This is a genomic window from Hyphomonas sp. (assembly GCF_016125515.1).
Lineage (GTDB): Bacteria > Pseudomonadota > Alphaproteobacteria > Caulobacterales > Hyphomonadaceae > Hyphomonas.
In genome coordinates this window covers 32687-58997 of record NZ_WGLO01000011.1, presented here as the reverse complement: position 1 = coordinate 58997, position 26311 = coordinate 32687, and the positions used below count along the sequence as shown (strand labels likewise).

At 65.5% G+C, this 26311-nt stretch carries 26 protein-coding genes; 15 read left to right on the top strand and 11 right to left on the bottom strand.

What is annotated here, in order from left to right:
• Nucleotides 1-3: 3 nt before the first annotated feature.
• The 6 genes from GC148_RS10555 to GC148_RS10530 form a co-directional block, all read right to left on the bottom strand.
• Complete coding sequence (locus tag GC148_RS10555) at nucleotides 4-429, bottom strand: hypothetical protein (protein ID WP_291070711.1); 426 nt, start codon at nucleotides 427-429, stop codon at nucleotides 4-6.
• A 69-nt stretch (nucleotides 430-498) separates the two neighbouring features.
• Entirely contained in the window at nucleotides 499-1146 is a 648-nt protein-coding gene (locus tag GC148_RS10550) for a pseudouridine synthase (protein WP_291070710.1), read from the bottom strand.
• A complete protein-coding gene (locus GC148_RS10545) occupies nucleotides 1143-2564 on the bottom strand; it encodes a HAMP domain-containing sensor histidine kinase (protein WP_291070709.1) in 1422 nt (473 codons plus the stop codon). The genes GC148_RS10550 and GC148_RS10545 overlap by 4 nt, the downstream gene beginning before the upstream one ends.
• Nucleotides 2565-2618: 54 nt before the next feature.
• A complete protein-coding gene (locus tag GC148_RS10540) occupies nucleotides 2619-4052 on the bottom strand; it encodes an FAD-dependent oxidoreductase (RefSeq protein ID WP_291070708.1) in 1434 nt (477 codons plus the stop codon).
• A complete protein-coding gene (locus tag GC148_RS10535; RefSeq protein WP_291070707.1) occupies nucleotides 4052-4768 on the bottom strand; it encodes a VTT domain-containing protein in 717 nt (238 codons plus the stop codon). Before GC148_RS10535 ends, GC148_RS10540 begins: the two co-directional genes overlap by 1 nt.
• A 4-nt stretch (nucleotides 4769-4772) precedes the next feature.
• Complete coding sequence (locus GC148_RS10530) at nucleotides 4773-5480, bottom strand: DUF547 domain-containing protein (RefSeq protein WP_291070706.1); 708 nt, start codon at nucleotides 5478-5480, stop codon at nucleotides 4773-4775.
• Between the two features lie 277 nt (nucleotides 5481-5757).
• On the opposite strand from GC148_RS10530, the gene rpmH reads away from it, so the two are divergent.
• Genes rpmH through yihA form a run of 4 tightly spaced genes read left to right on the top strand, consistent with a single transcriptional unit; the run spans nucleotide 5758 to nucleotide 8822 of the window.
• Nucleotides 5758-5892, top strand: coding sequence for a 50S ribosomal protein L34 (gene rpmH, locus GC148_RS10525; RefSeq protein WP_291060395.1), 135 nt, complete (start codon nucleotides 5758-5760; stop codon nucleotides 5890-5892).
• Nucleotides 5893-5939: 47 nt separating this feature from the next.
• Entirely contained in the window at nucleotides 5940-6308 is a 369-nt protein-coding gene (gene rnpA, locus GC148_RS10520; protein ID WP_291070705.1) for a ribonuclease P protein component, read from the top strand.
• Nucleotides 6309-6362: 54 nt separating this feature from the next.
• Complete coding sequence (gene yidC / locus GC148_RS10515) at nucleotides 6363-8183, top strand: membrane protein insertase YidC (protein WP_291070704.1); 1821 nt, start codon at nucleotides 6363-6365, stop codon at nucleotides 8181-8183.
• Nucleotides 8184-8822 carry a ribosome biogenesis GTP-binding protein YihA/YsxC gene (gene yihA, locus GC148_RS10510; RefSeq protein ID WP_291070703.1) on the top strand — a complete coding sequence of 213 codons (639 nt, stop codon included), beginning with the start codon at nucleotides 8184-8186 and terminating at the stop codon, nucleotides 8820-8822. It abuts the gene before it with no gap.
• Nucleotides 8823-8837: 15 nt separating this feature from the next.
• Here yihA and GC148_RS10505 read toward each other — a convergent pair whose 3' ends face one another.
• Nucleotides 8838-10994 carry an acylase gene (locus GC148_RS10505; protein WP_291070702.1) on the bottom strand — a complete coding sequence of 719 codons (2157 nt, stop codon included), beginning with the start codon at nucleotides 10992-10994 and terminating at the stop codon, nucleotides 8838-8840.
• A gap of 136 nt (nucleotides 10995-11130) precedes the next feature.
• On the opposite strand from GC148_RS10505, the gene GC148_RS10500 reads away from it, so the two are divergent.
• From GC148_RS10500 to GC148_RS10470, 7 genes are all read left to right on the top strand, one after another.
• Nucleotides 11131-11592: a GNAT family N-acetyltransferase gene (locus tag GC148_RS10500; protein WP_291070701.1), complete on the top strand. Its 462-nt coding sequence runs from the start codon at nucleotides 11131-11133 to the stop codon at nucleotides 11590-11592.
• 57 nt (nucleotides 11593-11649) lie between these two features.
• Nucleotides 11650-12534 (top strand): acetylglutamate kinase, encoded by an 885-nt coding sequence (argB, locus tag GC148_RS10495; RefSeq protein ID WP_291070700.1) that lies wholly within the window; start codon nucleotides 11650-11652, stop codon nucleotides 12532-12534.
• The gene (locus tag GC148_RS10490) at nucleotides 12509-13552 is read left to right on the top strand and encodes a DUF1036 domain-containing protein (protein WP_291070699.1); all 1044 of its coding nucleotides are present in this window, start codon (nucleotides 12509-12511) and stop codon (nucleotides 13550-13552) included. Before argB ends, GC148_RS10490 begins: the two co-directional genes overlap by 26 nt.
• Nucleotides 13542-14288, top strand: a complete 747-nt coding sequence (locus tag GC148_RS10485; protein ID WP_291070698.1) for a pyrimidine 5'-nucleotidase — start codon at nucleotides 13542-13544, stop codon at nucleotides 14286-14288. The genes GC148_RS10490 and GC148_RS10485 overlap by 11 nt, the downstream gene beginning before the upstream one ends.
• A gap of 4 nt (nucleotides 14289-14292) precedes the next feature.
• Nucleotides 14293-15120, top strand: a complete 828-nt coding sequence (gene dapD / locus GC148_RS10480) for a 2,3,4,5-tetrahydropyridine-2,6-dicarboxylate N-succinyltransferase (RefSeq protein ID WP_291070697.1) — start codon at nucleotides 14293-14295, stop codon at nucleotides 15118-15120.
• A 90-nt stretch (nucleotides 15121-15210) separates the two neighbouring features.
• On the top strand, nucleotides 15211-15423 hold the full coding sequence (locus GC148_RS10475) for a DUF4287 domain-containing protein (protein WP_366063687.1): 213 nt from the start codon (nucleotides 15211-15213) through the stop codon (nucleotides 15421-15423).
• A 19-nt stretch (nucleotides 15424-15442) separates the two neighbouring features.
• Nucleotides 15443-16255: a protein phosphatase 2C domain-containing protein gene (locus GC148_RS10470; RefSeq protein WP_291070695.1), complete on the top strand. Its 813-nt coding sequence runs from the start codon at nucleotides 15443-15445 to the stop codon at nucleotides 16253-16255.
• Here GC148_RS10470 and GC148_RS10465 read toward each other — a convergent pair.
• A complete protein-coding gene (locus GC148_RS10465; protein WP_291070694.1) occupies nucleotides 16252-17007 on the bottom strand; it encodes an alpha/beta hydrolase in 756 nt (251 codons plus the stop codon). The two genes, GC148_RS10470 and GC148_RS10465, sit on opposite strands and share 4 nt — an antisense overlap.
• Before the next feature lie 56 nt (nucleotides 17008-17063).
• On the opposite strand from GC148_RS10465, the gene GC148_RS10460 reads away from it, so the two are divergent.
• Nucleotides 17064-18230, top strand: coding sequence for a glycosyltransferase (locus GC148_RS10460; protein ID WP_291070693.1), 1167 nt, complete (start codon nucleotides 17064-17066; stop codon nucleotides 18228-18230).
• 14 nt (nucleotides 18231-18244) lie between these two features.
• Nucleotides 18245-19279, top strand: coding sequence for a glycosyltransferase family 9 protein (locus tag GC148_RS10455; RefSeq protein WP_291070692.1), 1035 nt, complete (start codon nucleotides 18245-18247; stop codon nucleotides 19277-19279).
• 10 nt (nucleotides 19280-19289) lie between these two features.
• On the opposite strand, the gene GC148_RS10450 is transcribed toward GC148_RS10455, so the two are convergent.
• Both GC148_RS10450 and GC148_RS10445 read right to left on the bottom strand, forming a co-directional pair.
• Nucleotides 19290-20876: a DHA2 family efflux MFS transporter permease subunit gene (locus tag GC148_RS10450; protein ID WP_291070691.1), complete on the bottom strand. Its 1587-nt coding sequence runs from the start codon at nucleotides 20874-20876 to the stop codon at nucleotides 19290-19292.
• Between the two features lies 1 nt (nucleotide 20877).
• Nucleotides 20878-22119 carry an HlyD family secretion protein gene (locus GC148_RS10445; RefSeq protein ID WP_291070690.1) on the bottom strand — a complete coding sequence of 414 codons (1242 nt, stop codon included), beginning with the start codon at nucleotides 22117-22119 and terminating at the stop codon, nucleotides 20878-20880.
• A gap of 86 nt (nucleotides 22120-22205) precedes the next feature.
• On the opposite strand from GC148_RS10445, the gene GC148_RS10440 reads away from it, so the two are divergent.
• On the top strand, nucleotides 22206-22856 hold the full coding sequence (locus tag GC148_RS10440) for a TetR/AcrR family transcriptional regulator (RefSeq protein ID WP_291070689.1): 651 nt from the start codon (nucleotides 22206-22208) through the stop codon (nucleotides 22854-22856).
• Between the two features lie 4 nt (nucleotides 22857-22860).
• On the opposite strand, the gene GC148_RS10435 is transcribed toward GC148_RS10440, so the two are convergent.
• Nucleotides 22861-25353, bottom strand: a complete 2493-nt coding sequence (locus GC148_RS10435; protein WP_291070688.1) for a zinc-dependent metalloprotease — start codon at nucleotides 25351-25353, stop codon at nucleotides 22861-22863.
• 184 nt (nucleotides 25354-25537) lie between these two features.
• Between GC148_RS10435 and infC the strand changes: the two genes are divergently transcribed.
• On the top strand, nucleotides 25538-26080 hold the full coding sequence (gene infC, locus GC148_RS10430) for a translation initiation factor IF-3 (protein ID WP_291070813.1): 543 nt from the start codon (nucleotides 25538-25540) through the stop codon (nucleotides 26078-26080).
• The last annotated feature ends 231 nt before the right edge of the window (nucleotides 26081-26311 follow it).

Sequence of the window (26311 nt, the reverse complement as noted above, 5' to 3'; positions counted from 1 at the left end):
CGTTCAGTTCGGACGACGATCCTGACCCCAATCCATGCCCATGGATTTCTTCATCCAGTCGGCAAACGTTGCTGGTTTTTCGAGGGCTTTCGCATCCAGCGAACCGAACGAAACCAGCGTGCCGTCAACGCCTTCGAGACGCACGCCTCTGATCCGCTGTCCGTTGTGGGAATAGTCATAGCTGCCATAGCCGGGATCGAGGATCAGCATCACCTGCTGTCCGCCCCGGCCTTCGGCATCGCGCCCGAACACGAGACCGTAGACCTTCTCGCGCCCGAACAGGCCGTGGCTGGATGCCTGGCGTTTGCCGTCGAGCAGGACCTCGTCCCAGAGCAGGTTGCGGCGCCATTGCAGCACATGCATGCGGTCTTCGGAGACAATCTTGATGTCGATCTCGTGAAGGGCAACGCGGACAAGCTCGGCGCGCATGACAGGCTCCCGTGAAAATTGATTTTATCGTTTCTCAATATATCGACCGTCCGGATGCGTCAATGCTGTTCAGAACGGCACCGGCGCTTCGAGCGATACAGTCTGCCCGGTCGCCGGATGCGTGAAGCGCAAGGAGACTGCATGCAGGGCGAGGCGCGGCGCGGCGGCGCGGGCTTTGTCGTGCGCATAGAATTCGTCGCCGAGGATCGGATGGCCGATCTCGGCAAGGTGAACCCGCAGCTGGTGCGACCGGCCGGTCAGCGGCGTCAGCGCCAGCCGGGCGATGCCGGCTTGCGCGCGCAGCGTCTCGTAGCGGGTCGTGCTGGGTTTGCCGACCTCCCAGTCGACCTTCTGCAAGGGCCGGCGCGGCCAGTCGGTGATCAGCGGCAGGCTGATCTCGCCCGAAGCCGGGTTCGGCACACCCCAGACGTCTGCGATGTAACGCTTCGCCATTTCGCCCCGTGCAAACAAGCCGGACAGCGCGCGTTGCATCTCCTTGTTGCGGGCGAACAGCAACAAGCCGCTGGTGGCCATGTCGAGCCGGTGCACTGTCAGCGCGTCCGGAAAGTCGGCCTGCACGCGGGAGAGGGCGCAGTCGGCCTTGTCCTCGCCTCGTCCGGGTACGGAGAGAAGGCCCGAGGGCTTGTCGATAGCCAGAAGCGTCTCATCGGCGAAGACAATTCCCGGCCGCGTGGGCGGCGGTATATAAGCCGTCATGCCGGCAATCCGGGAAGGGCCAACCGGAAAGCGGTTCCGGCATCGCTGGTTTCCTGCAAGGTGAGTTCCCCGCCCAGCGCGCCTGCCAGTTCGTGGGCGATTACCAGGCCGAGCCCCGTACCATTGGTTCGGGAGGATCCTGCAAACGCCCGGAAAAGGTTCGCCTGCGCCTTTTCGGGCAGGCCGGGCCCATTGTCGCGGAAGATCAGCGCGCCGCCTTCGATGGAAATGCGCACGCACGCGGCTGGCGTACCAGCCTGCGTCATGGCGTCGGCCGCATTGCGCAGGAGGTTCGACGCGATCCGGTGCAGGTGGTCCGGATCGGTCTGCAGGATCAGGTCTGGCGGAATGTCGGCGTCCACGCGAACCCCGTCGCCATTGAGGGCTTCGTCTGCCGCTTCAATCAGGACCGTCCGCAAGCTGACGGGCTGTAAACGCGGCGGGCGGGGCGCTGCCTTGCCATAGTCCAGTGTGGCGGTTGCCAGCTCGATGGCGCGCTCCAGCGCCCGTTCCAGACGCGGCGCGGCGCGCATCACACGCGGGTCCTCGGATTTCGACAGGACGTCCGAGACCAGCTGCGCCGAAGCGAGTGAATTGCGCAGGTCGTGGTTGATCTTGGCGACTGCGCTGCCAAGATCGGCAAGGTGGGCACGTTGCCGGAAGGCGTCGGCCACGGCCTCTTCCATACCTGACAAGGCATTCTGTGCACGGCCGATCTCGTCACGCCGCGCCGTGGGAGACAGCCGCCGCGACCAGCTGCCCGGATCCCTGCTGAACTGCTCGACGCTTATCGTCACGCGCTTCATCGGCCGCACGACCAAGGCGTCGAGGACGGCGTAGATAAGGACGGCGGCCACCAGCGCAATGATCAGCGACAGGCCGGCGATCCGCCAGGCGAAGGATACCAGGGTGGCCTTCAGGGGAGCCTGTGGCAGGACGATTTCCAGAACACGGCCGGCCTCTGCCCCATCGGCGGTAAGGATCAGGATCTGGTCCTTCGGCGCGAAATATTCCGTGAGCGCGGCGGCAGATCGCCCCGCCATCGTGGAGCTGCGCAGGTCGACCGGCCGGGTCGGTCCTTCAATCACTGTCTTGGGGGCGAGCAGCTGGAAGCGCATGTCGTCTTCGATTTCGGCAACCGCCAGCACTTCGGCTTTCATCAGGAGGCTTTCGGCCAGCTCGTCCGACACTTCCCGCATCGGGGCGGCCTCCAGCGCCAGGGACGCGATGCGGGCCGCTGAGACCCGTTCGTTCAGCCATTGCGTGCGCACGCCGCTGACCGAAGGGATGAAGATCAGGAATTCGGTGAACAGGATGGCGCCGAGCGTCAGGGCGAACAGGCGCGCAGCCAGGCTGTCCGTCAGGCGCCTCAAGCCCGGCGGCGGCGTCGGTTCAGGGGCAGGCACAGGCGGGCTCACCCGCTGACGCTTAAGCGAAATCTGCCGGAAGGGGAACGGGGGTCCCGTTGCCTCTCAGGGAATGCGCTGCAACAAGCCGACCAGCGTCCGCGCGGGTTTGCCGAACACGCTGGGCGTGAAATGCGCAGACGCTGCCCGTTTCACCACCTCGGCGCGCGTCGGATAAGGCGAGATGAAGTTCGTCAGCGCGGTCAGTTTCAGGCCATTCGACATGGCGAGCGAGACGACCTGCAGGATATCGCCCGCACCGTCGCCTGCAATCGAGGCACCGATCAGCTTGCCTTTGCGCAGAACCAGCTTGGCTTCGCCCAAAGTCTTGCCCTCTGCAATCGCGCGGTCGTTGTCGTGGAACGGGAAGGCGGACGTCGTCACCGCATCCCCGAATTGCTTGCGCGCTTCCGCTTCGGTCAAGCCGATCTGCGCGATTTCCGGCGACGTGTAAGTCACCGCCGGCACGGGCAGGCTCGCCGCGGTGCTGCCTTGCTTGAAGAACGCGCGGCGGATGAACACCGAGGCATGCCAGCCTGCGACATGGGTGAACTGTTCACGCCCGGCAGAGTCGCCCAGCGCCCAGACGCGCGGATTGCTTTTCGAACGGAGCGTGTCGCCGACCGTCACGCCCGTCGCAGTGTGGTCGACCCCGCCTTTGCCGAGGTCGAGCCCGTCCAGAACCGCGCGGCGGCCAAGTGCGACCAGTAGATGGCTTCCCTGAATGGCGGTTTCGCCGCTCGGCCCTACGGCGTGAACCGTGACATTGCCCGGCCCGCCCGAAACACGGGCCGCCTTGTGGCCTTCTAGGATCGTGACGCCTTCCTTGCGGATCGCATCCACCGCAAGGGCTGCATGGGATTCGTCTGCGCGGGCGAGCGCGCGGCCCATCTCGAGCACGGTGACCTTCCCGCCAAGGCGGCAGAAGGCTTGCGCCAGCTCCATGCCGATCGGACCGCCGCCAAGGACGGTCAGGTGCTCGGGAAATTCCGGCATCGAGAAGATCGTCTCGTTGGTGAGGTAGGGCACATCGGCGAGGCCCGGGATCGGCGGAATGACCGCCTGGCTTCCGGTTGCCACGATGATCCGCCGCGCCTTCACGCGCACACTGTTGGACACGACGGTATCCTTGTCGGCGAAGCGGGCGGCTTCGCGGATGACGGTGCAGCCCAACCCCTCGAACCGCTCCTGGCTGTCGACCGGTGCAATCGTCTCGATCACGCCGGCAACATAGGCCTTCACCTTGTTCCAGTCGGCGCGGGCAGGCGGTGCATCGACGCCGTACCTCGCCGCTTCTCTCGGCGCATGCGCCGCCTTGGCAGCAGACAGCAGCGCCTTTGAAGGCACGCAGCCATAGTTGAGGCAGTCGCCGCCCATCTTGTGCTTTTCAAACAAGACGACCTTGAGGCCCAGCATCGCCGCGCCGGCCGCCGCCGAGAGGCCGCCGGAACCCGCGCCGATGACGCAGAGGTCCGCCTTGAGGGTTTTCACGTCAGCCATCAGGCAGGCACCTTTTTCGGGAACAGTTTCTTGTAGGCGACTGGCAGCAAGGAGACGACGCCCAGTGCGGCAAAGGCCGGGATGAGGTTGCGCGCCACGCTGGCAAGGTCGGGATCACCCCCGGCCGCGAACGTCGCGCTCAGCCCAGCGCCGATCCAGGTATAGGCCAGCACGCCCGGCACGATGCCGAGCGCCGTGGTGATCACATAGTCCCGGAATTTGGCGCCGAAGATCGCAGGCGCGATATTGGCGACCGGAAAGGGAACGACCGGCAGGAAGCGCAGCGCGAACATGTAGGAGACCGCGTCCTCCTGGAACCCTTTCTCCATCTTCTGCACGAAGGGGCCGGCGCGTTCGCGCAATGCGGCGCCTACGGAGGATTTTGCAGCCAGGAACAGCGCGCTCGCGCCCAGCGTGGCGCCGGCAATTGTGGCCGGCGTGCCGCCCCAGAGCCCGAACAGGAACCCGCCCGAAATGGTGATCCACAATGCGCCCGGCAGCATCAGCATCGTGGCGGCGGCATAGATGGCGATATAGGCGGCGACGGCGAGCACAAGGTGATCCGAAACGAAGGCTTGCAGGACGCCGCGCTGTTCGCGCAGGGTCTCCAGCGAGAGATAGTTTTGCACGCCGCCGGCCCAGGCCGCCGCCAGCGCGACGATTATGAGGGCAAGCGGCCAGAGGCGGCGCCAGAGCGGGGCGGGGGTGTCGGCCATCGTCTCAGCCCTTCTTCAGCTTCGCCGCATCGTTCAGCGACCAGTCATACCGGTAGCGCACGATTTTCGGGTTGGCGCGGATTTTCTCGGCGAGTTCCGGTTCTGCATATTTCAGGAGATGCGCAATCACGGCGTCTTTGGATCCGCCGAAATCGGCCTGGAACCAGTCATAGATGGAGGACAGGACAAGCCCTTTCGACGTCACCGTCACGCCGCGGGCCTGACTGATGTAAGCGCGTGCGGCTGCGGCGAGGTCCTTGTCCAGCGTGGCGGCCTCCCAGGCCCTGGGGGGCAGGTTCGGGCAGGAATAGGAGGCGCAGTTGATCGAATAGTGCACTTGCGGCGTGCCCCAGGTCTTGCGCAGGATCTTGTGCTCGATGTCATCCAGCGAGACCAATTGGCCGCCCGCGTCCACCTTCACATCCTTCCACGGGCCGCCGGTGAAATAACCGTCCTTGATCGATTTGACCGGATAACGCTCGACGATGTAGCGGACGGTCACCGCGTTGTAGAGGTTCGCCCAGGTCGCAAAATTGGCGTCGGTCTTCGCCGAAAGGTCCATCGCCGCGAAACGGGCGATGTAGGCGTCCAGGGCGGCCCGGTCCTTTTCGGATGCGGCGAGGCGGCCATAATCAAACCGCGTGATGCCGTCGCTGCCCATTTTGACATAGGCTTTCAGGAGACGGGTCCAGTCGGCATGTTTGGCGGGCACGGTTGTCTCCTGTCGGGGTGTCTGCGCTGTATCGGCCGATCCGGGGGCCGGGAAAAGGCTGCCCGCAAGGGTAACAAGGCATAGGGCGGCCAGGCGCATGGGAAACTCCGTTGATCGGTTCAGAGCCCCCATATAGATCAAAGCGCCGGCATGCATCTCACGAGGCGGTGAGGCCGGCCTGCGCGCGACGCGCATTTTTGCATCTCGCCCGGCTTGACCGCGCCGCCGCCCGCCTGTATCAGCCGCGCTTCCCAGTTTCCAAGCCCAGAGCAGTCCCATGAAACGCACTTTCCAGCCGAGCAACCTCCGCCGCAAGCGCACCCATGGCTTCCGCCTGCGTATGGCCACCAAGAATGGCCGCAAGGTGCTCGCGCGCCGCCGCGCCAAGGGCCGCAAGACCCTTTCGGCCTGATTCTCCCTTTTCGGGCGCTTCGGGCCCGGTAAACCGGGAGGCCGAAGATGCCCGGCCCCGAAAATCCTATCCTTCCCGAAACGCGCCGCCTCAAGAAGCGGCGCGAATTCACATTTGCACGTGACGGCGTCACCGAACGACGAAAATCGGTGGTCATCCAGGCCCGCGCCCGGGCGGGTGACGAGCCCGGAACCCATGTGGGCGAGGGCTTTACGGCGACAAAGAAGATCGGCGGCGCCGTGCAGCGCAACCGCGCGAAACGCCGCCTCCGCGAGGCGTCCCGGCGCCTTCTGGCCCGGTATGGCCGCCCGGGCTGGGATTATGTGTTCATCGCCCGGGAGGCGACACTCGAAGTGGGCTGGTCCCGATTGCTTGACGATATGGAAAGCGCGCTGATAAGCCTCGCGCGCATTTGATGCCCCTTGCGCCGCTTCCTGGCGCCCAGCCTACAATCTTGCGGAACGCTCCCGATGGAAAAAGAAGATCAGCGCAATTTCCTGCTCGCCATGGTGGCGATGATCGCGTTCGTCTTCCTGTACCAGACATTCGTGATGGAGCCGGCGCAGAAGCGCTATCAGGCCCAGCAGGCCATCGTCGCTGCGCAGGAGCAGACCGCGACGGTCGACACCGCCGCCGCCGAAGCGGCAGGTCCGAAGCCTTTGCCCGAGGCGCTTGCCGCCTCGCCGCGCGTGCCGATCGATGCTGCGTCGCTTGACGGCTCGCTCCGCCTCGCCGGCGCCCGCCTCGATGACCTGCAGCTCAAGAAATACTTCCTGACCGTCGATGACGAGGAAGAGATCCGCCTGCTTCGCCCTGAAGAAACCGAGTTCGGCTATTTCACCACGTACTACTGGGCGGACGGCAATACGCTCGTCGCGGGCCGCAATTCGGCCTGGACCCAGGTGGGGGAGGGCACGCTGACGGCCACGACGCCTGTCACGCTCCGTCTGGAAACCGAAGGCGTCACCATCGACCGGATTGTCTCGGTCGACGAGAACTACCTCTTCACCTTCACTGACACGGTGACCAACACGTCCGGCGCCGCCAAGACGCTCCGCCCCATTGGCTCGATCGAGCGCGAGGGTGACTGGCAGAGCTTTCTGAAGGCGACCGACCCGGCCTCTGCAGCCTCCAGCGGACTTGCCCATATGGGCCTGATGGGGGTCACCGAGGAAACCCTCCGCCTGCAGAAGTACAAGCCGCTGATGGCTTCGAAGAAAGCCAAGGGCGAAGCGGCCGATGGTGTTTTCCCGTCCACGAAAGGTGGTTGGTGGGGCCTCACCGACATGTACTGGATGAGCGCGCTCGTCCCGGACCAGGCGACGCCGTTCGCCGCTTCCGTCAACCGCGCCAGCCTCGCGCGCGGCGGCCCGCTCGAAGTGCGCACCGAGGGCGCCGATGTCAGCCTCGCGCCGGGCGCGAGCGTGACCGTCCAGAACCGCATCTTCGCCGGCGCCAAGAAGTTCGAAGTCCTGCGCGACTACGAGAACAATCAGGACATCCCCATGATGATCGACGCGATCGACTGGGGCTGGGCCTACTTCCTGACCAAGCCGTTCTTTTACATCCTGCATTGGCTGCACGGCCATGTCGGTTCTTTCGGCTGGGCGATCCTGGCCTTCACCGTCCTGATCAAGCTGCCGCTGGTGCCGCTCTACAATGCCAGCTTCAAGTCGATGGCGAAGCTCAAGAAGCTTCAGGAGCCGATGAAAGAGATCAACGAGCGCTTCGCCTCTGATCCCCAGCGCAAGCAGCAGGAGATCATGAAGCTCTACAAGCAGGAAGGTGCGAACCCCATCGGCGGCTGCCTGCCGATCCTCGTCACCATTCCGATCTTCTACGCGCTCTACAAGACGCTCTATGTGACGCTCGACATGCGCCACGAGCCCTTCTGGTACATGAAGGACCTGTCGGCGCCCGATCCGACCGCCATCGGCAACCTGTTCGGCCTGCTGCCTTGGGCGGCGGCCGACATCAAAGCCGTTCCGATCATCGGCGTGATCATAGGGATCGGCATCCTGCCGCTTCTGTATGGTGGCACCATGGCGGTCCTGCAGTCGCTTTCGCCGCCGCCGCCGGACAAGATGCAGGCGCGCATCATCATGGCGATGCCGCTGGTATTCATGTTCGTGTTCGGAGGATTTGCCGCTGGTCTGGTTCTGTACTGGGTCTGGTCGAACGTTCTCACCTTCATCCAGCAGTACACCATCATGCGCCTCAATGGCGCCGAGACCGAGGTCGGCAAGTTCGTGTCGGGCCTGCTCGGCCGACGCAAGGCACCGGCGGAATAATTGGACGCGCCCTCATACCCCGATGATCAGATCGAAGCCGGCCGGCTGCTCTTCAGCGGCCCGGCCGAATTCGTCATGGGCGTCGTGGACCTCAAGGGCCTTCCTGTCGCCGACCGCGTCGAAGTCTGCTTTGCCGGCCGTTCGAATGTCGGCAAGTCCAGCCTGATCAATGCCCTGACCGGCCACGCCAAACTCGCCCGCTCTTCGGCCGAGCCCGGGCGCACGCGTGAGCTGAACTATTTCGATATCGGAGGCGGCCAGCTCTACCTCGTCGACCTTCCGGGCTTTGGCTATGCGCAGGTTTCGAAAACGCAGGTCGCCGCCTGGACCAAGCTGATCAAGTCCTACCTGCGCGGCCGGCCCAGCCTGCGCCGCGTGTTCCTTCTGGTCGACGCGCGCCGGGGCCTGATGGACACCGATCACGAGATCATGGACCTGCTGGACGGCGCAGCGGTCACCTACCAGATCGTCCTGACCAAGGTCGACAAGGTTCCAAAGGCGGAAGTCGAAAAGACCGCCGCCGATGTGGCCGCCAAGCTTCGCAAGCGCGGCGCAGCCCATCCGGTCGTGATGCAGACCTCGTCCGAAAAGGGCTGGGGCATCGCCGATCTGCGCGCCGAGATTGTCGCCTTTCTCTGATCCCCCCGTCCGGGCTTAATCCTTGCCCGGACGATAGCGGCGTTTGGCATCCGCTTCGACTTCCGCCTTGATCAGCAGGGCCGTGCGCCATTCTTCCTTTGCGAACAGCGGCGCCTGATCTGCATAGTGCGGCGAGGTCTCATCCAGCGTGGCGCTGCCGAACGGGCTGATCACCTGTGCGGTCTGCCGGCCTTCCGGATCCCATTCCACCAGCGCAATCCAGGTGTCGCCGGCCGACATGTGCAGTTCGCCGTCGTCTCCGATTTCCTTCGGATACACGGCCCGCAAAGTATCGGGCGCGCCGCTGATCGGCAGGTTGACGGTTCCGCGCAAGAGCCGGTTCACCTCGCCCCATTCCGGATCGATACGCCCGTGGTGCAACTTCAGCCAGGCGACGGCCTCGCGGAACGCCGTCTCCGGCGCGGGGGCCTTGAGACGGGTGTACTTCTCGGTAATGGTCCGGCTGGTAGTCAGGCTGCCGAGCGCTGCGGTGCGGCTCGCGGCATCGGTACCGTAATCCCAACTCGCGAGCAGCTCGGCCGCCTCGGCCATCTCCGGCTCAGCCGACCAATCCTTGGCCAGCACCGCCTTCACGACCTCGTCTGCCTCGGAGCCTTGCGCGTATTTGTTGTCGAACTTGATCGCCAGGAGGCGCGACCGGTCGATAGGGTCCCTGTCGCCCGTCAGTTCGATCGTGCGGAGCGAGCGGTTGGACTGGTTCGTCTGCAGCCCCATCGATTGCGGAAAGTCCTCCGGTTTCAAATTGTCCGGTCCGTCCGTTGCGGAATAGGGGGCGTTGTTGGAATTGAAGATGAATCCGGAGGCCGGATTGACCAGTTTGGGTACGTCCTTCCAAGGATGATAGCCCTGCCAGACGAGATCCGATCGGTCGCCCGGCAGGTCACCTGACCAGTCCCACGCATCATTGCGGTTCGGGTATTGGGCATTGTGGATGAACGCGATGTTGCCCGCCTTGTCGCCATAGATGTAATTGATCGAGGGCAGGGCGTTCATCGCCATCGCCCCCATGAACTGGTCGAGGTCCTCGGACTTGTTCAGCCGGTAATACTGTTCCAGCTGGCGGATCTCGCCCATTCCGGCAAAGCGGATGGCATAGGTGCCAGTCGGCCCTTCGATCACCGGTCCGTGGACGGACCGCTTCACAGGCCGGGTCGCCGGAAAGGCAAACGGGCCTGCCAGTTTCACATTGATGTGCGCCGTCGTCACGTCAAAGTCCGCCCAGGCGCCGTCCAACCAGTACTGGTTCTTGTTGTCCGGGTTGATTGTCAGAACATATATGTCGACCAGGTCCTGCGCGCTGACCGTGTTGGCCCAGCCGAGATGCTTGTTGAACCCGTGCAGGATGACCGGCGTACCGGGGAAAAGCCCGCCCGTGATGTCGAGGCCCTCGCCGGAGGTCACCTGCGCTTCATACCAGGCGACGGGCCCGGTCAGCGGCTGGTGGGAATTGATCAAAAGGCGCGTGAACCCGTCGCCGGACCGGGCGGGGGCAACGGCAAACGCATTCGAGCCGAGTTCGCTCGCGGGGCGCGGTCCCAACAGGTACGCCTTCTTGGGTCCGGCCGGGTCGAGCGCGATGGACTGGGTATAGTCCGCGCCGAACAATTTCAGCAGCGTATCGTCGAGCCCGTAGAAGAACGGGGTCTTGAACATGAACCCTGCCACCACGTCTTCCGGTGTGAACGGAGCAAGTCCTGCCCAGGTCTCTTCGGGATGTTCGGAAGCGTAGAGGTTCAGGCCGGCGACATAGCCCTCGGCCATGGCCTTCACATCGGCGGGCACGTCGGCGTCGTAGCGTTCCTCGATCGTGCCCCAAACGCGCAGCAGCGAGGCGATGTAGTCGATCGCGGCGGCATCCTTGCCGCGATAGCGCGCCAGCACGCCGCGCGCCGCTGCGACGGTCTCCTGGATGGTCTCAAAATCATCCTCCGCATGCGCATAGGCGAGGCCGAAGGCGGTGTCCGCATCCCGCGCGCCGTAGACATGCGGCACGCCGAAGGAATCGCGGATGATTTCAGCGTCATAATTCGCTGCGGCGGCGGCGAGCTCTGACGCCGGCGGTTGGCTGCCCACCGGGTGCCACAGCCAGATCCCCGTTCCCAACATGCCGAGCACAATGAGCCCGCCCAAACCTGCCAGAATCCGCTTCATGCCCTCGCCCCTTGTGTCTTGTTTGCGGCGGGACCCTACCGGGTCGCGCTGGCCTTGTCGCCTGCACGCTTCGGCAAGGCTTGAGCCGCAAGGGCGCGTGGATTAGCGATGTGCGCTCCGTTCAAGGCCGCCTTCGATGCTCGAAATCCGTCCTGATGATCTCTCCGGCCCAGAAATGGCCGACCTGATCGCCGTCCACGCGCGCACCATGCTGGCCGCCTCGCCGCCGGAAAGCTGCCATTTCTTGCCGCTCGAAGGTCTGAAACAGCCCTCCGTCAGCGTGTGGAGCCTTTGGGAAGCCGGCACCCTCCTCGGCTGCGGCGCCCTCAAGGATCTCGGCGACGGTACGGGCGAAATCAAATCCATGCACACCCGCGAGGTGCAGCGGGGCCGGGGCCTCGGCCGGCGTATGCTCGAACACATCCTCGCTGAGGCCCGCCGGAGGGGCTACACGGCGCTTCTACTGGAAACCGGCTCGATGGATGCCTTCATTCCCGCACGGCGGCTCTATGAGGCCTACGGCTTCACGCTGTGCGGACCCTTCGGGGACTATACCGACGACCCGAACAGCCTGTTCATGCGCCTCGCGCTCGACTGAACGGGCATTGCGCGGGCCCCGCGAAACGCATTACACACCCGGCCCATGACCGACGCCATGACCCAGGCCCTCCTGACGGCCCGCACCCTGTCCGAAGCGCTGCCCTACCTGCAGCGCTACGACAACCAGACCATCGTGATCAAATATGGCGGCCACGCCATGGTTGACCCTGAACTGGCCAAGGCCTTCGCGCGCGATGTCGTCCTGCTGAAACTGCTCGGCATACACCCGGTCGTGGTCCACGGCGGCGGGCCCCAGATCGGTGCGATGCTGGACAAGCTGGCGATCAAGTCCGAGTTCAAGGACGGCCTGCGCGTCACCGATGACGCGACCATGGAAGTGGTCGAAATGGTCCTGTCCGGTCCGATCAACAAATCCATCGTCCGCGCCATCAACTCCGCCGGCGGCAAGGCCGTGGGCCTCTCGGGCGCTGATGGCAACCTGATCCGGGCCCGCAAGGCCACCAAGACCCAGAAGGATCCCGACAGCAATATCGAGAAGATCGTCGATCTCGGCTATGTCGGCGAGCCTGAATTCGTCGATGTTGCCGTGCTGAAGGCGCTGCGCGATTCGGATGCCGACCTGATCCCGGTTGTCGCACCCGTGGGCGTGGGCGAAGACGGCGCGCGCTACAATATCAACGCCGACACCGCCGCCGGCGCCGTCGCCGCCGCACTCGGCGCCAGCCGCTTGCTGCTGCTGACCGATGTGGCCGGCGTGCTCGACAAGTCGAAAAACCTGATCCGGGAAATCCGCGTCAGCGAGGTGGCCGGCCTCATCGCGGACGGCACAGCTGCAGGCGGTATGATTCCGAAACTTGAAACAGCAGCACAATCCGTGGTCCAAGGGGTCGGGGCGGCGGTTATCCTCGATGGGCGTGCGCCGCACGCCCTGCTCATGGAGCTGTTTACCGAACATGGCGCTGGAACGCTTGTTTCTTAGAATTGCCGCCCTGGCGCTGGTGACCGTTACGGCACTGGTCCTGCCGACGCGCGCGCAGGAGGCTGACGGCACAGGCTGGAAGCTCTGCAATCGCACCAGTTACATCATCGAAACGGCGGTCGGCCACGCCCAAGGCACCGGCATCACGGTCGACGGCTGGACGAAACTGCCGCCGGGCACCTGCAAGATCGCGCTACCTGGGCCCCTGACGCCCGGTATCCACTATCTCTACGGCCGCGGATCGAGCGCCCACCAGGGCGGCGGGCGCGAATGGGGCGGCCAGAAGGAGCTCTGCGTCGACCCGACCGGTGGCTTCTCGCTGGAAAGCCCGCCCGACTGCGCCGCCATGGGCCTCGATGCGCAGGGTTTCCGCCCGGTCGACATCAAGCGCTCCGACAATTGGACCAACAATTTCACCGAAATCGAGGACTGGTCGCTGAACGACGCCCGCAATGCGGGCCTGCAGCGCCTGCTCGACGAGGCGGGCATCGTCTCCGGCGCCGTCGATGGGTACATCGGCAATCGCACACGGTCCGCCATCAACGACTTCCTGAAGCTGAAGGGCCTGCCAGCCGACACGTCGGACGCAGACCTGATCGACTATCTCGAACAGGCCGCCGAAGAGCGCGGCCGCAGTGTCGGATTCACGCTGTGCAACCGCACCAAGAACCGCATCTGGAGCGCAATTGCCCGGCGCAGCACCGAAGGCTGGGAAAGCCGCGGTTGGTGGCGCATCGAGGCCGGCGGCTGCGCCCGTGTGATCGACCGCCCGCTGCGCGGCTCAGAACACTTCGTCTATGCCGAGATGGAAGAGCCGACCGGCCTGCGCACCCTGTCGCGGGCGTCCGAAGCGTTCTGCGTCGGCCGGGCGAAGTTCGCAATTTCCGGCCGCGACAAGTGCGAGGAGGGCTCCTACCGCACGGCGTTGTTCGCCCGCACGCCCGCCCCCACCGAGCGCAAGCTGGTCTATGAATTCTTCGAACGGGACTTTACCCAGGCCAATCAGGATGACGAGTAAGCCGCCGCCCGCGCCGGATCTTGCGCACATCTCGAACTGGGTGTTCGACCTCGACAACACGCTCTACCCGGCCGAATGCGATCTCTTTGCCGAGATCGACACACGCATGACGGATTTCGTCGCCCGCCTGACTGGTCTGGAGCGGGACGAAGCCCGCAAGCTGCAGAAGCATTATTACGCAACCTATGGCACCACCCTGTCCGGCCTGATGACCGAGCACGGCCTCGATCCGGCCGAGTTCCTGCACTATGTCCACGAGATCGACCTGTCGCCCCTGCCGGACCTGCCGCATCTGCGCCGCGCCATCGCCGCCCTGCCGGGCCGAAAGTTCATTTACACCAACGGCCCCCGCCGTCACGCGGAGCGGGTGATTGAGAAGATGGGCCTCGCTCACCTGTTCAACGACAGTTTCGGCATCGAGGAGAGCCGGTTCACCCCGAAGCCGCATCTTGCCGCCTACGAAGGCTTCTGCCGGTTGCACAAAGTGGAGCCGCAAGGCGCGATCTTTTTCGAGGATCTCGCGCGCAACCTGTTGCCCGCCAAGTCGCTCGGCTTCACCACCGTGCTGGTCCATTCCGCCAAGGACTGGAGCCATGAGCCCATCGAAGCGCGTCCCGCCGGGGCAGGGGACGTGTTCGGGGGTGACGGGGCTGGACACATCGACTACATCACCGGCGACCTTGCCGGATTTCTGGATTCGGCCCTGGTTCGCCCGGTTGAGAAACGGAAAGACTGACAAGATGACGGATGCCCTTGCCCGCGTGATCGATGCTGCCTGGGAGGCACGCGAATCGCTGTCCACAGAAACCCGCGGTGAAGTGCGCGACAGTGTCGATGCCGCCATCAGCCTGCTCGACAGCGGCGAAGCGCGCGTTGCCACGAAGGAGGCGGACGGCAGCTGGAAAGTGCACCAGTGGCTGAAGAAGGCCGTGCTTCTGTCCTTCCGTCTCAACGCCAATGGCGTCATCGCCGGCACGCCTGGCGGCGGCAACTGGTGGGACAAGGTGCCTTCCAAGTTCGAAGGCTGGGGCGCCACCGAATTCAGGGAAGCCGGCTTTCGCGCCGTGCCGCCGGCCGCTGTGCGCCGCGGCGCCTACATTGCGAAGAACGCGGTGCTGATGCCGTCCTATGTGAATATCGGCGCCTATGTCGGCGAGGGTACCATGGTCGACACCTGGGCCTCGGTCGGCTCCTGCGCCCAGGTCGGCGCCAACTGCCATATCTCGGCCGGCACCGGCATCGGCGGCGTGCTCGAGCCGTTGCAGGCCAATCCCACCATCATCGAAGACAATTGCTTCATCGGTGCGCGCTCGGAAGTCGTTGAAGGCGTTGTCGTCGGCGAGGGCTCCGTGCTCGCGATGGGCGTGTTCATCACCCAGTCCACCAAGATCGTGAACCGCCAGACCGGCGAGATCATCTACGGCAAGGTGCCGCCTTACTCCGTGATCGTGCCCGGCACATTGCCGGATCCCAAGGGCGGCCCGTCGCTCGCCTGCGCCGTGATCGTCAAGACGGTCGATGCGCAGACGCGCTCGAAAACCGGCGTCAACGAACTGCTGCGGGACTAAGCCCTGATCCGATCGCAGAACTGAAAACCCCAGCGCCGTTCAAGGCCGTCGCTGCACCTCCCGAAGGGACACACAATGGCCGACGACAGCATGGGAACCGAACCGATCAAGGGACCGGCGTCCTACTTTCCCTCGATCGAGAAGACCTACGGCAAGAAGATGAGCCACTGGTTCGCCCTCGTTGCCACCCGCAAGGGTGCCAAGCATGCCGAGACCGTAGCCTGGCTCAAGAAAGAGCATGGCCTCGGCCATGGGCACGCCAACGCCATCGTCGCGCATTGCAAATCTGCCGACAAAGGCTGAGAGGCCGGTTAGAGGTCCGATGATCATCAAGGTTCTGGACACCGTCAACGATCCCGGCACGCCGGGCAAGACGGGCGATGACCGGTACGGGTTCGATGCGGCTGCCGGCTGCGCCTGGGTCATCGACGGGGCAACCGACGTGACCGATCTCAAGCCCTTTCCGGACGAAAGCGGCGCGGCCTGGCTCGCAGAAACCGTGTCATCGCGTCTCCTGTCCGGTCCGCAGGCCGGGGAGGGGGCGAAGCCCTATTTCGGCCGTGTGCTGACGGATGTCGCGGCTGAAGCCCGGCGCTGCACCCGGCTGCCCCTCGACACGCTGCCCGGCGAAGCGAGCCCTGTGGCCTCGGCCATCTGGATGCGCCGCGATGGGGAGGCCAGCGAATTTGTCTGGGCAGGGGATTGTTTCGCGATTGCGGAAGCCCCGGGCGGCGCCCGCCTCATCGGCACGCAGGAAAAGGCCGATGCGGAAACGCGCGAAGCGGCCCGCATGCTTGCGCTGCCGGATGCGGAGCGTCTCGCCATCCTTCAGGCGCAGCGCCTCGGCGCCAATGCGCCCGCGCGCGGCCTCATCACCCTCAATCCCGCAGCGGCGGCGCACCTGAACACCGAGCGGGTTGTGCTGCCTTCCGGCGCGCACGTGCTGCTGATGACCGACGGCTTCTTCCGTTTTGTCGAACCCTACGGCCTCGACACGCCAGCGAGCCTGCTGGCCCGGGTGCTGGAGCATGGCCTTCCGGCCGCCATCAACGCCCTGCGCCAGCACGAAGCCAGGCCCCACGGCGTCCGCATCAAAGCCCGCGACGATTCCGCTGCTGTCCTGCTTCAGGTCTAGCTGACCCGTTCCGCCACTTCCCCGCACACCGCCAGCAGCCGCGCGATATCCTCGTGCCGCGACAGCCGGTGGTCGCCGTCCTTGATCAAGGTGAGCACCAGATCGTCTGCGGTCATTGCAGATGCCAGCGCCAGCGCATGGCCCCAGGGCACTTCGGGGTCTTGCATGCCCTGCAAGATCCGCACGGGCCCGTCGAACGCGATGTCGCCATCCATCAGCGACCAGCGCGCGCCGTCCACGATCAACTCCCGCGTGATCGGATAGGGTTCTCCGTAGTCGGAGGGTCTTAGCGTGAAGCCTTCGTCCATGATCTCGGCCTGCTGCGCCGGCGTGAACTCCGGCCACATCAGCTTTTCGGTAAAGTCCGGCGCGGGGGCGATCAGCACCAGCCCTTTCACGCGCCCCGGCCGCGCCAACGCCGCCAGCAAGGCCATCCAACCGCCCATGCTGGAACCGACCAGCACCAATGCCCCCTCCGTCTGCGCATCGATCGCCGCCAGCGCATCCTCGCGCCAGACGCTGATCGTGCCCTCCTCGAATCGCCCGCCCGACTGGCCATGCCCGGAATAGTCGAACAGCATTGCGCCGCAGCCCTGCGCCTTGGCCCAGGCCTCCACGGCCATCGCCTTGCCGCCGCTCATGTCGGACTTGAATCCCGACAGCCACACGAAAGTCGGCTTGCCCGGGGCGGGATCGGTCCGGCGGAACGCCAGGCGGCGTCCCTCGGGTGAGGTGAAAGATTCCATTGTCATAGAGGTTGCCTTCCGCCATCTCTCTCGCCTGTCAAGCGAGTAGGGCGGGCCGCGTATTGGTCGAATTACCAGAACTGAAAGGCCGGACCATTCTCCAGGTCGCGCCGGAACTGTCGGCAGGCGGTGTGGAGCGCACGGTCCTCGAAGTCACCGAGGCCATCGTGGCCGCTGGCGGGCGCGCGCTGCTCGCCAGCAAAGGCGGTCGTCAGGAGCCCGAACTGGCGCGCCTCGGCGGCGAGCTTTTCCGTATGGACGCCAAGAGCCGCAACCCGCTCAAGATCAAGCTCAACGAAGGCAAGCTGCGCCAGATCATCCGCGAGGAGAAGGTGGATCTCGTCCACGCCCGCTCCCGCGCGCCCGCCTGGAGCGCCTGGGCCGCTGCCAAAGCCGAAGGCGTGCCTTTCGTGACCACCTATCACGGCGCCTATTCCGGCACCTCGGGCCTCAAGCGGGCTTACAATTCCGTCATGGCGAAGGGCGACCTCGTGATCGCCAATTCCGAATGGATTGCCGCGCACATCTGCAACGTCCACGGACTCGACCCCGCGAAGATCGTCACCATCCCGCGCGGCGTGGACCTTGATGTCTTCGATCCCGCAAAGGTGCCGGTCGCCGACGTTGAGCGTATCCGCGCCCTCTGGGGCCTCGCGGGCGATCCGCGCCTTGTACTCCTGCTGCCGGGCCGCCTGACGCGCTGGAAAGGGCAGGGCCTCGCCCTCGACGCGTTGGCGCTGCTCGCCCCGGAAGAACGCGCAGGCCTTGTTCTCGTGCTGGCCGGCGACGCCCAGGGCCGCGACGATTACGTGTCGGAGCTCGAACAGCAGATCACCGCCAGCGGCCTCACCGGCTCGGCGTTCCTCTCACCGCACATCAGCGCCGCCGCCATGCCGGCCGCCTATCTCGCGGCTGGGATCGTGCTGGCGCCCTCCATCCGCCCCGAAGCCTTCGGCCGTGTCGCGGCCGAGGCCTCCGCCATGACCCGCCCGGTGATTGTGTCCGACCATGGCGGCGGGCGCGAAACCGTCATCGAGTACGTCACTGGCACCCGCGCCGAACCCGGCAGCGCCCCCGCGCTTGCCGGGGCGATCCGGGCCATGCTGTCGCTCGGCGCTGCCTCGCGCGCCTCCATGGGCCGCGAGGGCCGCGCCCACGTTATCCGGAACTTCTCGAAAAGAGGGCTTCAGGCGGCGACACTGAACGTCTATAAGCGCTTGTTGGAGTAGGGGAAATCTAGGCATTGAGCAGCGCGCGGACGAAAACCGCCAGCCCGGAGAATCCGGGAGCGAAGGCAAAGGAAGTGCTGATCATCAAGCTCAGCGCGCTGGGTGACTTCGTGCTGTCACTCGGCGCCATGCGGGCTGTGCGCGAGTTTCACCCCTCCGCCCGGATCACGCTGCTGACCACGCCGCCCTTCGAGGAATTCGCCAAGGTCTGCCCCTATGTCGATGCGGTCGAAACCGACGGCCGCCCGGAAGGCATGAAGGCCACGGCCGCCCTGGTGCAGCGCATCAAGAAGGCGAAGTACGATATCATCTACGACTTCCAGACCAGCGACCGCACGCGCAACTACTTTGCGGTCCTCTCGCGCGGCGGCAAGACGCCGCTCTGGTCAGGCCACCATGCGAAGGCGGCCTTCTTCCACGACAATCCGGCGCGCGGCAGCATGCATTCGATCGACCGGCTGGCCGAGCAGCTCGAGGTCGCGGGCGTTGCGCCGTCCGGCCGCTGGCTTGGCCGCAATGCGCCGTTCCCGGATCTCGGCTGGGTGCGCCCGAAACTCGGCAACACGCCGCGCCTGAACCCCGCCTATTTCGGGCTCACCCCGCCTTACATGCTGCTGATCCCCGGCGCTTCGGAACACCGCGAAGCCAAGCGCTGGCCGGTCGAGAATTATGCCGAACTCGCCAAGCGAATCGCCGATGCCGGCATCCAGCCGGCCATCATCGGCGGCAAGGCCGAAGGCCAGATCGCGCAGGACATCGTCAAGCGTGAGCCGCGGGCCAAGAGCCTTGTGACGCGTACGGATCTTTTCCAGATCGTGACCCTCGCCGAAACCGCGCTGTTCGTCGTCGGCAACGATACCGGCCCCATGCACATGGCCACGCTCGCCGGCGCGCCGGGCATTGCGCTCTTCGCGCTCACCGAAAGCAATCCGGACCATTCCGCGCCGCGCGGTCCGAAGCCGGTCATCGTCAATGCCGCGCCCACCTTGAAGGAATTGTCCGTGGACGATGTGTGGCAGTCCGTGCGCGCCCTCGGCGTGTTGCCCTGACACTGCGGTTTCAGTGCGCTGGCCCGCTGGCCATGTTCACCGGCTTGCGCAGCACCATGACTGCCCCGAGCACCACGATGAACGAGACGGCCATCCAGAAGAACAGGTTGTTGAACGTCATGATCAACGCTTCCTGCTTCATCCGCATCGCCAGTTGCGCCACCGCCATCGCGTGCGGGTCGGCGGCGCCGTTCAGCTGCATCGCGGCGGTTGTGCGGGCGATATAGTCCTGCACCTCGGGCCGGGCCGGGTCCATGCCGGCCGCCAATTCCTGTTCGTGCAGCGAGCGGAAGTGCAGCATCATCGTATTGAGAAGGGCGATGCCGATCGCCCCGCCCAGGTTGCGGATCGAGGTGAAGATGCCCGAGGCATTGGCCACCTGTTCCGGCTTCAGCAGGCCGATGGCCAGCGTGGTCGTCGGCACCATCGTCATGATCAGGCCGATGCCGCGCAGGAATTGCGGCCAGAACAATTGTTCGAACCCGGTCTCGGATGTCATGTGCGCATTGCCCATCGTTCCGGCGCCAATCAGCACGAGGCCGAGGGTCAGCACGATGCGGGGATCGAATTTCCGCGTCAGCGCGCCGGCAATCGGACCGCCGATGAACATCGCCACACCCGACACGCTCATGATCTGGCCGATCTGCAGCGAGGACAGGCCGCGCGCCTGCCCGAGGAACAGCGGAAGGATATAGACCGATCCGTAAAGGCCCACGCCCATCACGGCGCCCACCAGTGCACCGGAGGCAAAGTTCCGGTCACGGAATACGCTGAGGTCCACGACGGGTGTGTCACTGGTCAGCGAGCGGTGGAAGAAGATGGTCGCCGAAAACAGGCAGACCAGCGATCCGGCGACGATCTCGCGGCTCTCGAACCAGTTCTGTTTCGGGCCTTCTTCGACGACCCATTCCAGCGTGCCCAGCATCAATGCCATGCCGGCCAGGCTCATCAGGTCGATGCGCTTCAGCAGCGACAGGTCGCCATTCTTCCGGGGCACATAGAGGTAGACCAGCACCACGGCGGCGATACCCGGCAGCACATTGAGGAGGAACAGCCAGTGCCAGCTCGAATGCTCGGTCACCGAGCCGCCCAAGGTCGGGCCGATGGACGGCGCCAGCGTCGCTACCATGCCGATCATCACCTGCTGGGTCATCGATCGTCCGCCCGGGAACAATGTGAACGCGGCTGCCATCGTCGTCGGCACCATGGCCGCGCCGATGAAGCCCTGCAGGCAGCGGAACACGATCAGCGATTGCAGGTCCCAGGACAGCGCGCAAAGCACGCTGGCTATCGTGAAACCGGCCGCTGACATCAGGAACAGGCGCCGCATGCCGAACACGCGGTTGAGGAATCCGGAGAGGGGAATGCCGACGACTTCGGCAATCAGGTAAGCGGTCTGCACCCAGGCAATCTCGTCGCTGCTGGCGGAGACGCCGGCCTGGATCTCATGGATGGAACTGGCGACGATCTGCACGTCGAGGATCGACATGAACATGCCGATCACCATCGCGAAGAAGCCGATATGCAGGGTGATCGGCACCTTCTCGTCCGCACCGGTGGCCGGCGCGGCGCCTGGACCGGTCGTCGCGGCGCTCATGTCAGCTGTGGACCGGCTTGACCGTCACGGTCGCCTCAACCGACAGGCCGGGCCGCATCAGGCCGGTTGCCAGCGCTTCAGGCGAGAGGGCGATGCGCACGGGAATACGTTGCACGATCTTGGTGAAGTTGCCGGTCGCGGTGTCCTGCGGGATCAGGCTGAACTGCGCGCCCGAAGCCGGGGCCAGCGACTCGACTACGCCTGTGACCTTCAGGTCCGGATAGGCATCAAAGCGCAGCTCCACGGGCTGGCCGGCCTGCATGCGCTCGACCTGCGTTTCCTTGAAGTTCGCGACGACATAGGCCTTCTCGACCGGCACGATCGACATGGCCTGCTGGCCCGGGCTCAGCATCTGGCCTTCCGAAACGGTCTTGTTGGCGACGATGCCGGCCACCGGCGCCCGGATTTCGGCACGGCCATTGTTCACTTGCGCCGACTCGACACGGGCCTGCGCCGCAGCAACGCGGGCATCGGCGCTGGCGACGGCGGCTTCGGCGGCGGCCACGTCGCTTTCGGCGCGGCTGATGCCGGCGCGGGCGAGGGAGATCTGACTGCGCTGCGACACGACGGCGGCGCTGGCCTGATCCAGCGCGGCGGCAGCAGCTTCGGCCTGCGTTTCAGCGGTGGTAACGCGCGCCTCCGGGTAATGGCCCTTGGCGGCAAGGTCACGGTCGCGGTCCAGTTCGTCCTTGGCCAGCTTCGCTTCGGCGGCCGCGGCTTCCCTGCCGGCGCTGAATTCGTTCAGCTTGTTTGTCTGCGCCTGCAGCTGGGTTTTTGCCGAGAGCAGCAGGTTGCGCTGGGCGGCCAGCTGCGCGCGGGCCTGGGCGGCGTCGGATTTCGCCTGCGCCAGCGCGGCCTGCGCCTCGGCCAGCAGCGCGGTACCGTCAGCATTCTCCAGCACCAGCAGCAGGTCGCCCGGCGCGACGACCTGGTTATCGGTGACCGCGATCCGCGAAACATAGCCCTGGATACGCGGAGAGATCGAGGTGATCTCGGCGCGGACATAGGCGTTGTCGGTGCGCACTTCGAACCGCCCGGTCGTCCACCAGTCGGCGATCTTGAACAGTGCCAGCAGTGCCAGGACGGCGCCAAGCCCCGTCAGGACGGTCCGGCGTTCAAGCCGGAATCGCCCGATGGCTGACCCGGCCGGGGAGGAATCGGCCGGGCCAGGCATTTCGGCCCCGTCTGCCGGCGCCTCCATGGGCTGGCGCAGAAGCGGTTTGATGTTCAAGGCGTGTTTCACCGGGAGGCTCCGCTACGTCGGAGTGGCTTGTAATTCCGGTTACACTTAGCTATGAAAAGTGTAATGTCAATTACCGGTGGAGCCGGATGTCTAAACCGCCCGTTCACGAACTCGAACCCAGCCCCCCTGCCACCAAGAGCCGGGGCGACCTGCGCCGTGAAGCCTTCCTCACGGCGGCGCGCGAAGTGTTCCTGGAGCAGGGGTATGACGCCGCCAGCATGGCCGAGATCGTCCGGCGAGCCGGCGGGTCCCTGACGACGCTCTACAACCAGTTCGGCGACAAGCAGGGCCTGTTCCTCGCCATGATCCGCGAGCGGGCGCAGCTGCTGTCAGCCTCGATGTTCGTGGAACTCTCCGCCCACACGCCCATCGAAACCGGCCTCACGCGCATCGCCGAACAGTCGCTGACCATGCTGCTGGAGCCGCAATCGCTGGAAATGTACCGACTGTTGCTGAGCCTCGGCGCCAAGCATCCGGAAGTCGCCGCCGCCTTCCAGGCGAACGGGCCGGACCGCGTCAGCGAAGCGCTCGCCGCCTATCTGATGGACCGCGCCGAAGCCGGCGAAATCGCAGTCGAGGACCCCGTGGAGGCCGCTTTCCTCTTCATCGCGCTCGCCCGCGCCGGTCTGGTCACCCGGGCGCTGCTGAATCCTTCGTTCCGTCCGGGTCCGGACGAGATCAAGGCCTCCGTGCGCACCGTCGTGCAGCTATTCCTCCACGGCGTGCAGGTCCGCTAGCGCCTCACGGCACGCAGTGCCAGCATTCCTCGGCCTGACCCATCGCACCGATCGGGCTGCCCGGCGGCGTCTCAGGGGCAGGGAGCAGCGCTATCTCTGCGCCTGACAGGTGCCGGCCGATCTCGGCCGCCAGCTGCGCGACATGCGCCTGCTCAACCGCCGTCCGTGCACGGCTCTTCTTCTCCAGCCGCGTCTTGACCGCCGCGAGCTTTGCATCCACCGCCGCGCGCACACCCGGCGCCGCTTCGCCCTGGCGCGACAGGCCGATCAGTTCCGAGATGAAGCGGGCCTGCACCACCTGGTTCAGCGCCGCCCGCCGCGCGTCCGCCTGCGCGGCGAACACGGCCGCGTCCAGCGTATCCAGCGTCTCGCCCAGCGTCATCGCGTCCGCCCCGCGCTGCGCATACGCCACCAGCCGGTTGGCGCGCGACGGCTCCAGCACCGCGCCCAGCGTCAGGCGCGCCGCCGTATCCGCCGCTGCCGACAGGTCGAACACCGGCCCCGTCCTGCCCTCGAACACTTCCTCCTGCGCGCCGCCGCCTGCATAGCCGACATCGCCCGGCGTCAGCTGGTTCAGCAGGCTGTCCGGCAGGTCCAGCGCCGCCGGGTCCAGCGTCCGGATCAGGGCCGCCAGCGCGCGGCGCTGCTCGCTCGCCGCCACCGGCTTCGCCTCCGCCGCGCCGTCACCGGTCACCGCATAGCGGAAGTCCAGCCCGCCGATGAACTTCGCCGCCGCGTCCACCTGGTAGCGATGGTAGAGATAGATCGGCACAATCACCGCATTGAGATCCGACGTCGGACGACCGCTCGCCAGCGCGTCCGGCCCGAAATTCTTCAGCGCAATCGCGCGCACCTGCATCGTCTCGTCCAGCGCCGCCACCGGATCGGCTCCATTGTCCCAGACCGATCCGAACGGATGGCCCGTGTCCACCGTGCGCGCATGCGCGTCGGACACGAAGCGCAGCCCGGCGCCATAGGTCTCGCTTACCATCGCGTCCAGCGCCCCCCGGTCGTCGCCGCCCCCGGGAAATTCCGTGTACAGCCATTTTACCGTGAACAGGTCCCACGCCCCCATGCCGGTCGCATAGGCTTCGGAGAAGTCGAGCGTCCCGTCCGCTTTCGGGTGCACCCAGGGCGCGGGATAATCCATCACCGAGGCGCGCCCATTGGTGCTCGCCGCAAAATTGTGCGCAAAGCCCAGCGTATGGCCCACTTCATGCGCCGCCAGCTGGCGGATGCGCGCCAGCGAGATCTGCACCGGATCGTCCGTGCTGCCCGTGCCGGTCTTGTCCGCCCCGGCGAGGCCTTCAAAGATCATCCGGTCCTGGCGCACGCGCTGCGAGCCGAGGATCACGTTTGCCTTCAGGATTTCCCCGGTGCGCGGATCGGAGATGCTGCCCCCGTAAGACCAGCCGCGCGTCTGCCGGTGCACCCAGTTGATCACATTATAGCGCACGTCCAGCGGGTGGACGCCCTCCGGCAACACCTCCACGCGGAACGCGTCCTCGAAGCCTGCCGCGGCAAAGCCGTCCGCCCACCAGCTCGCGCCTTCGATCAGCGCATCGCGGATTTCCGGCGGGGCGCCGTTGTCCACATAGAACACGATCGGCTCTTTCACCGGGCCGGACGCCGCGCCAGAGTCCATCCGCGCCAGCCGGAATCGGCGCGACAGGCGCGTCACGATGGGCGCGCCCAGCGGCGCAGAAAAGTCATAGAAGCCCATGCCGATATTGGCCGTACGCTGATCGAATGCGCGCGGTTTGTAGCCTTCGTCGGGCAGGCGCACGAAGGAATGGTGCAACACCAGCGTCACGGCCCGCCCGTCCGCCGCCGTCGCAGTCGTCTGCGCGTTCGGCTTCGACGTCTCGAAGGTCAGGAAGGCGTCGATCTCGGAATTGTCAGGAAAGGACAGCACGCCCGCCGGGTCGGGCAGGGACCGGTCCGCCGCCAGCCGGTAATCGCCGGCCTCCTTGCCGAATTTCATCGCAGCGCCGAAATCGGCCGCATCGCGCACCAGGAATCCCGTGAGGTCAATCAGCATCCGACCGCCCTCGTCCGTCGCCTCCACGCCGGTCGACCACAGGAACGAGGTCGCAAAGCTCTGCTGCACGGCGCGTTCTTCCGCTTCCCGGCCAGAGGTTGCCCGGTAGCGCCAGTTCTCCTGCTCGGCGATCACCTTGTCGCCGATCCGGCGGAAGCGCACGATATCACCCGACGAGCCATTGCCCCGGTCCAGCCCGATCGGGTTGGAGCCGAGCCCCGCCGTCAGCCCCGTCGCATAGATGAACCGTACCGCCACCCCGTCTTCGCCCGACGCGGGGAGGGCGACAAACACATGCCCGGTCGCCGCATCGGTATAAAGGTCCAGGAAGCCTGGCGCCGCCGTCATCCCCGCCACCCGTTCGGTCAGGGTTTTCGGTTTCGCCGCCTCATCCTTGGCAAAGGCGGGCGCGGCCACCATCAGGCAGGCGGCGGCAAGCAAGGCGAAAAGTCTCATGGTCAGGCCCCGGATCGGTTGTTCCGGCCCAGCAAAGCCGATCCCCCGCCCGAGGGCAACGCAGTTCCCCCAAGTTTACCAATTGCGCTCGGGCGCGGCGCAGGCCAAAGCATCGCGCCTTGAAGATGCCTGCAAACACAGGCATATTCACGGCGTTATCAACATCCCCGGAAGGAGTTCCCCAATAGCTCGCAGACCAGAAGCCGAAGCGCCCGCCAAAAAGCAGGTCGGCCCCCGTATCAACGAAGAGATCCGCGCCGCCCGCGTGCTGCTGATCGACGAAAAGGGTGAGAAGCAGGGCGTCATGCCCCTGGCCGCCGCGCTGGACGCTGCGCGCGAAGCCGCTCTCGACCTTGTGGAAGTTTCCGGCGACCAGGAAGTCCCGGTCGTGAAAATCCTCGATTATGGCAAGGTCCGCTTCGAGGAGCGCAAGAAGAAGGCCGCTGCCCGGAAGAAGCAGAAATCTTCCGAGCTCAAAGAGATCAAGATCCGGCCGAACATCGACACCCACGATTATGAAGTGAAAGCGCGCGCCATCACCCGTTTCTTCGAGGACGGCGACAAGGTGAAGATCACGCTCCGCTTCCGTGGCCGCGAGATGGCCCACCAGCATCTCGGCATGCAGCTGCTGGAGAAGATGAAGAAGGATTTCGAGGAAGCGGCGAAAGTCGAACTCGAGCCCAAGCTTGAAGGCAAGCAGATGACCATGGTCCTGGCTCCGCGCTGATTTCCAGCTCTGGCTAACGCCTCACGAAAGCCCTCGCCCAAGCGGGGGCTTTTTGCGTTATGGGCCGGGCGGGAACGGCTTTGCAGGGTTGCGCCAGGCCCGCCAGGGCGCACCGCCGCCCGTCTGGACAGCTTTTGGGCGGTTTAGAGGGCGCGGCTTTCAATCAAAGGATGCGGCGTGAGGAACCCTCTTGATTCCTGCGTGCGGCTCCGCCATAAGCCGCCTCTTGCC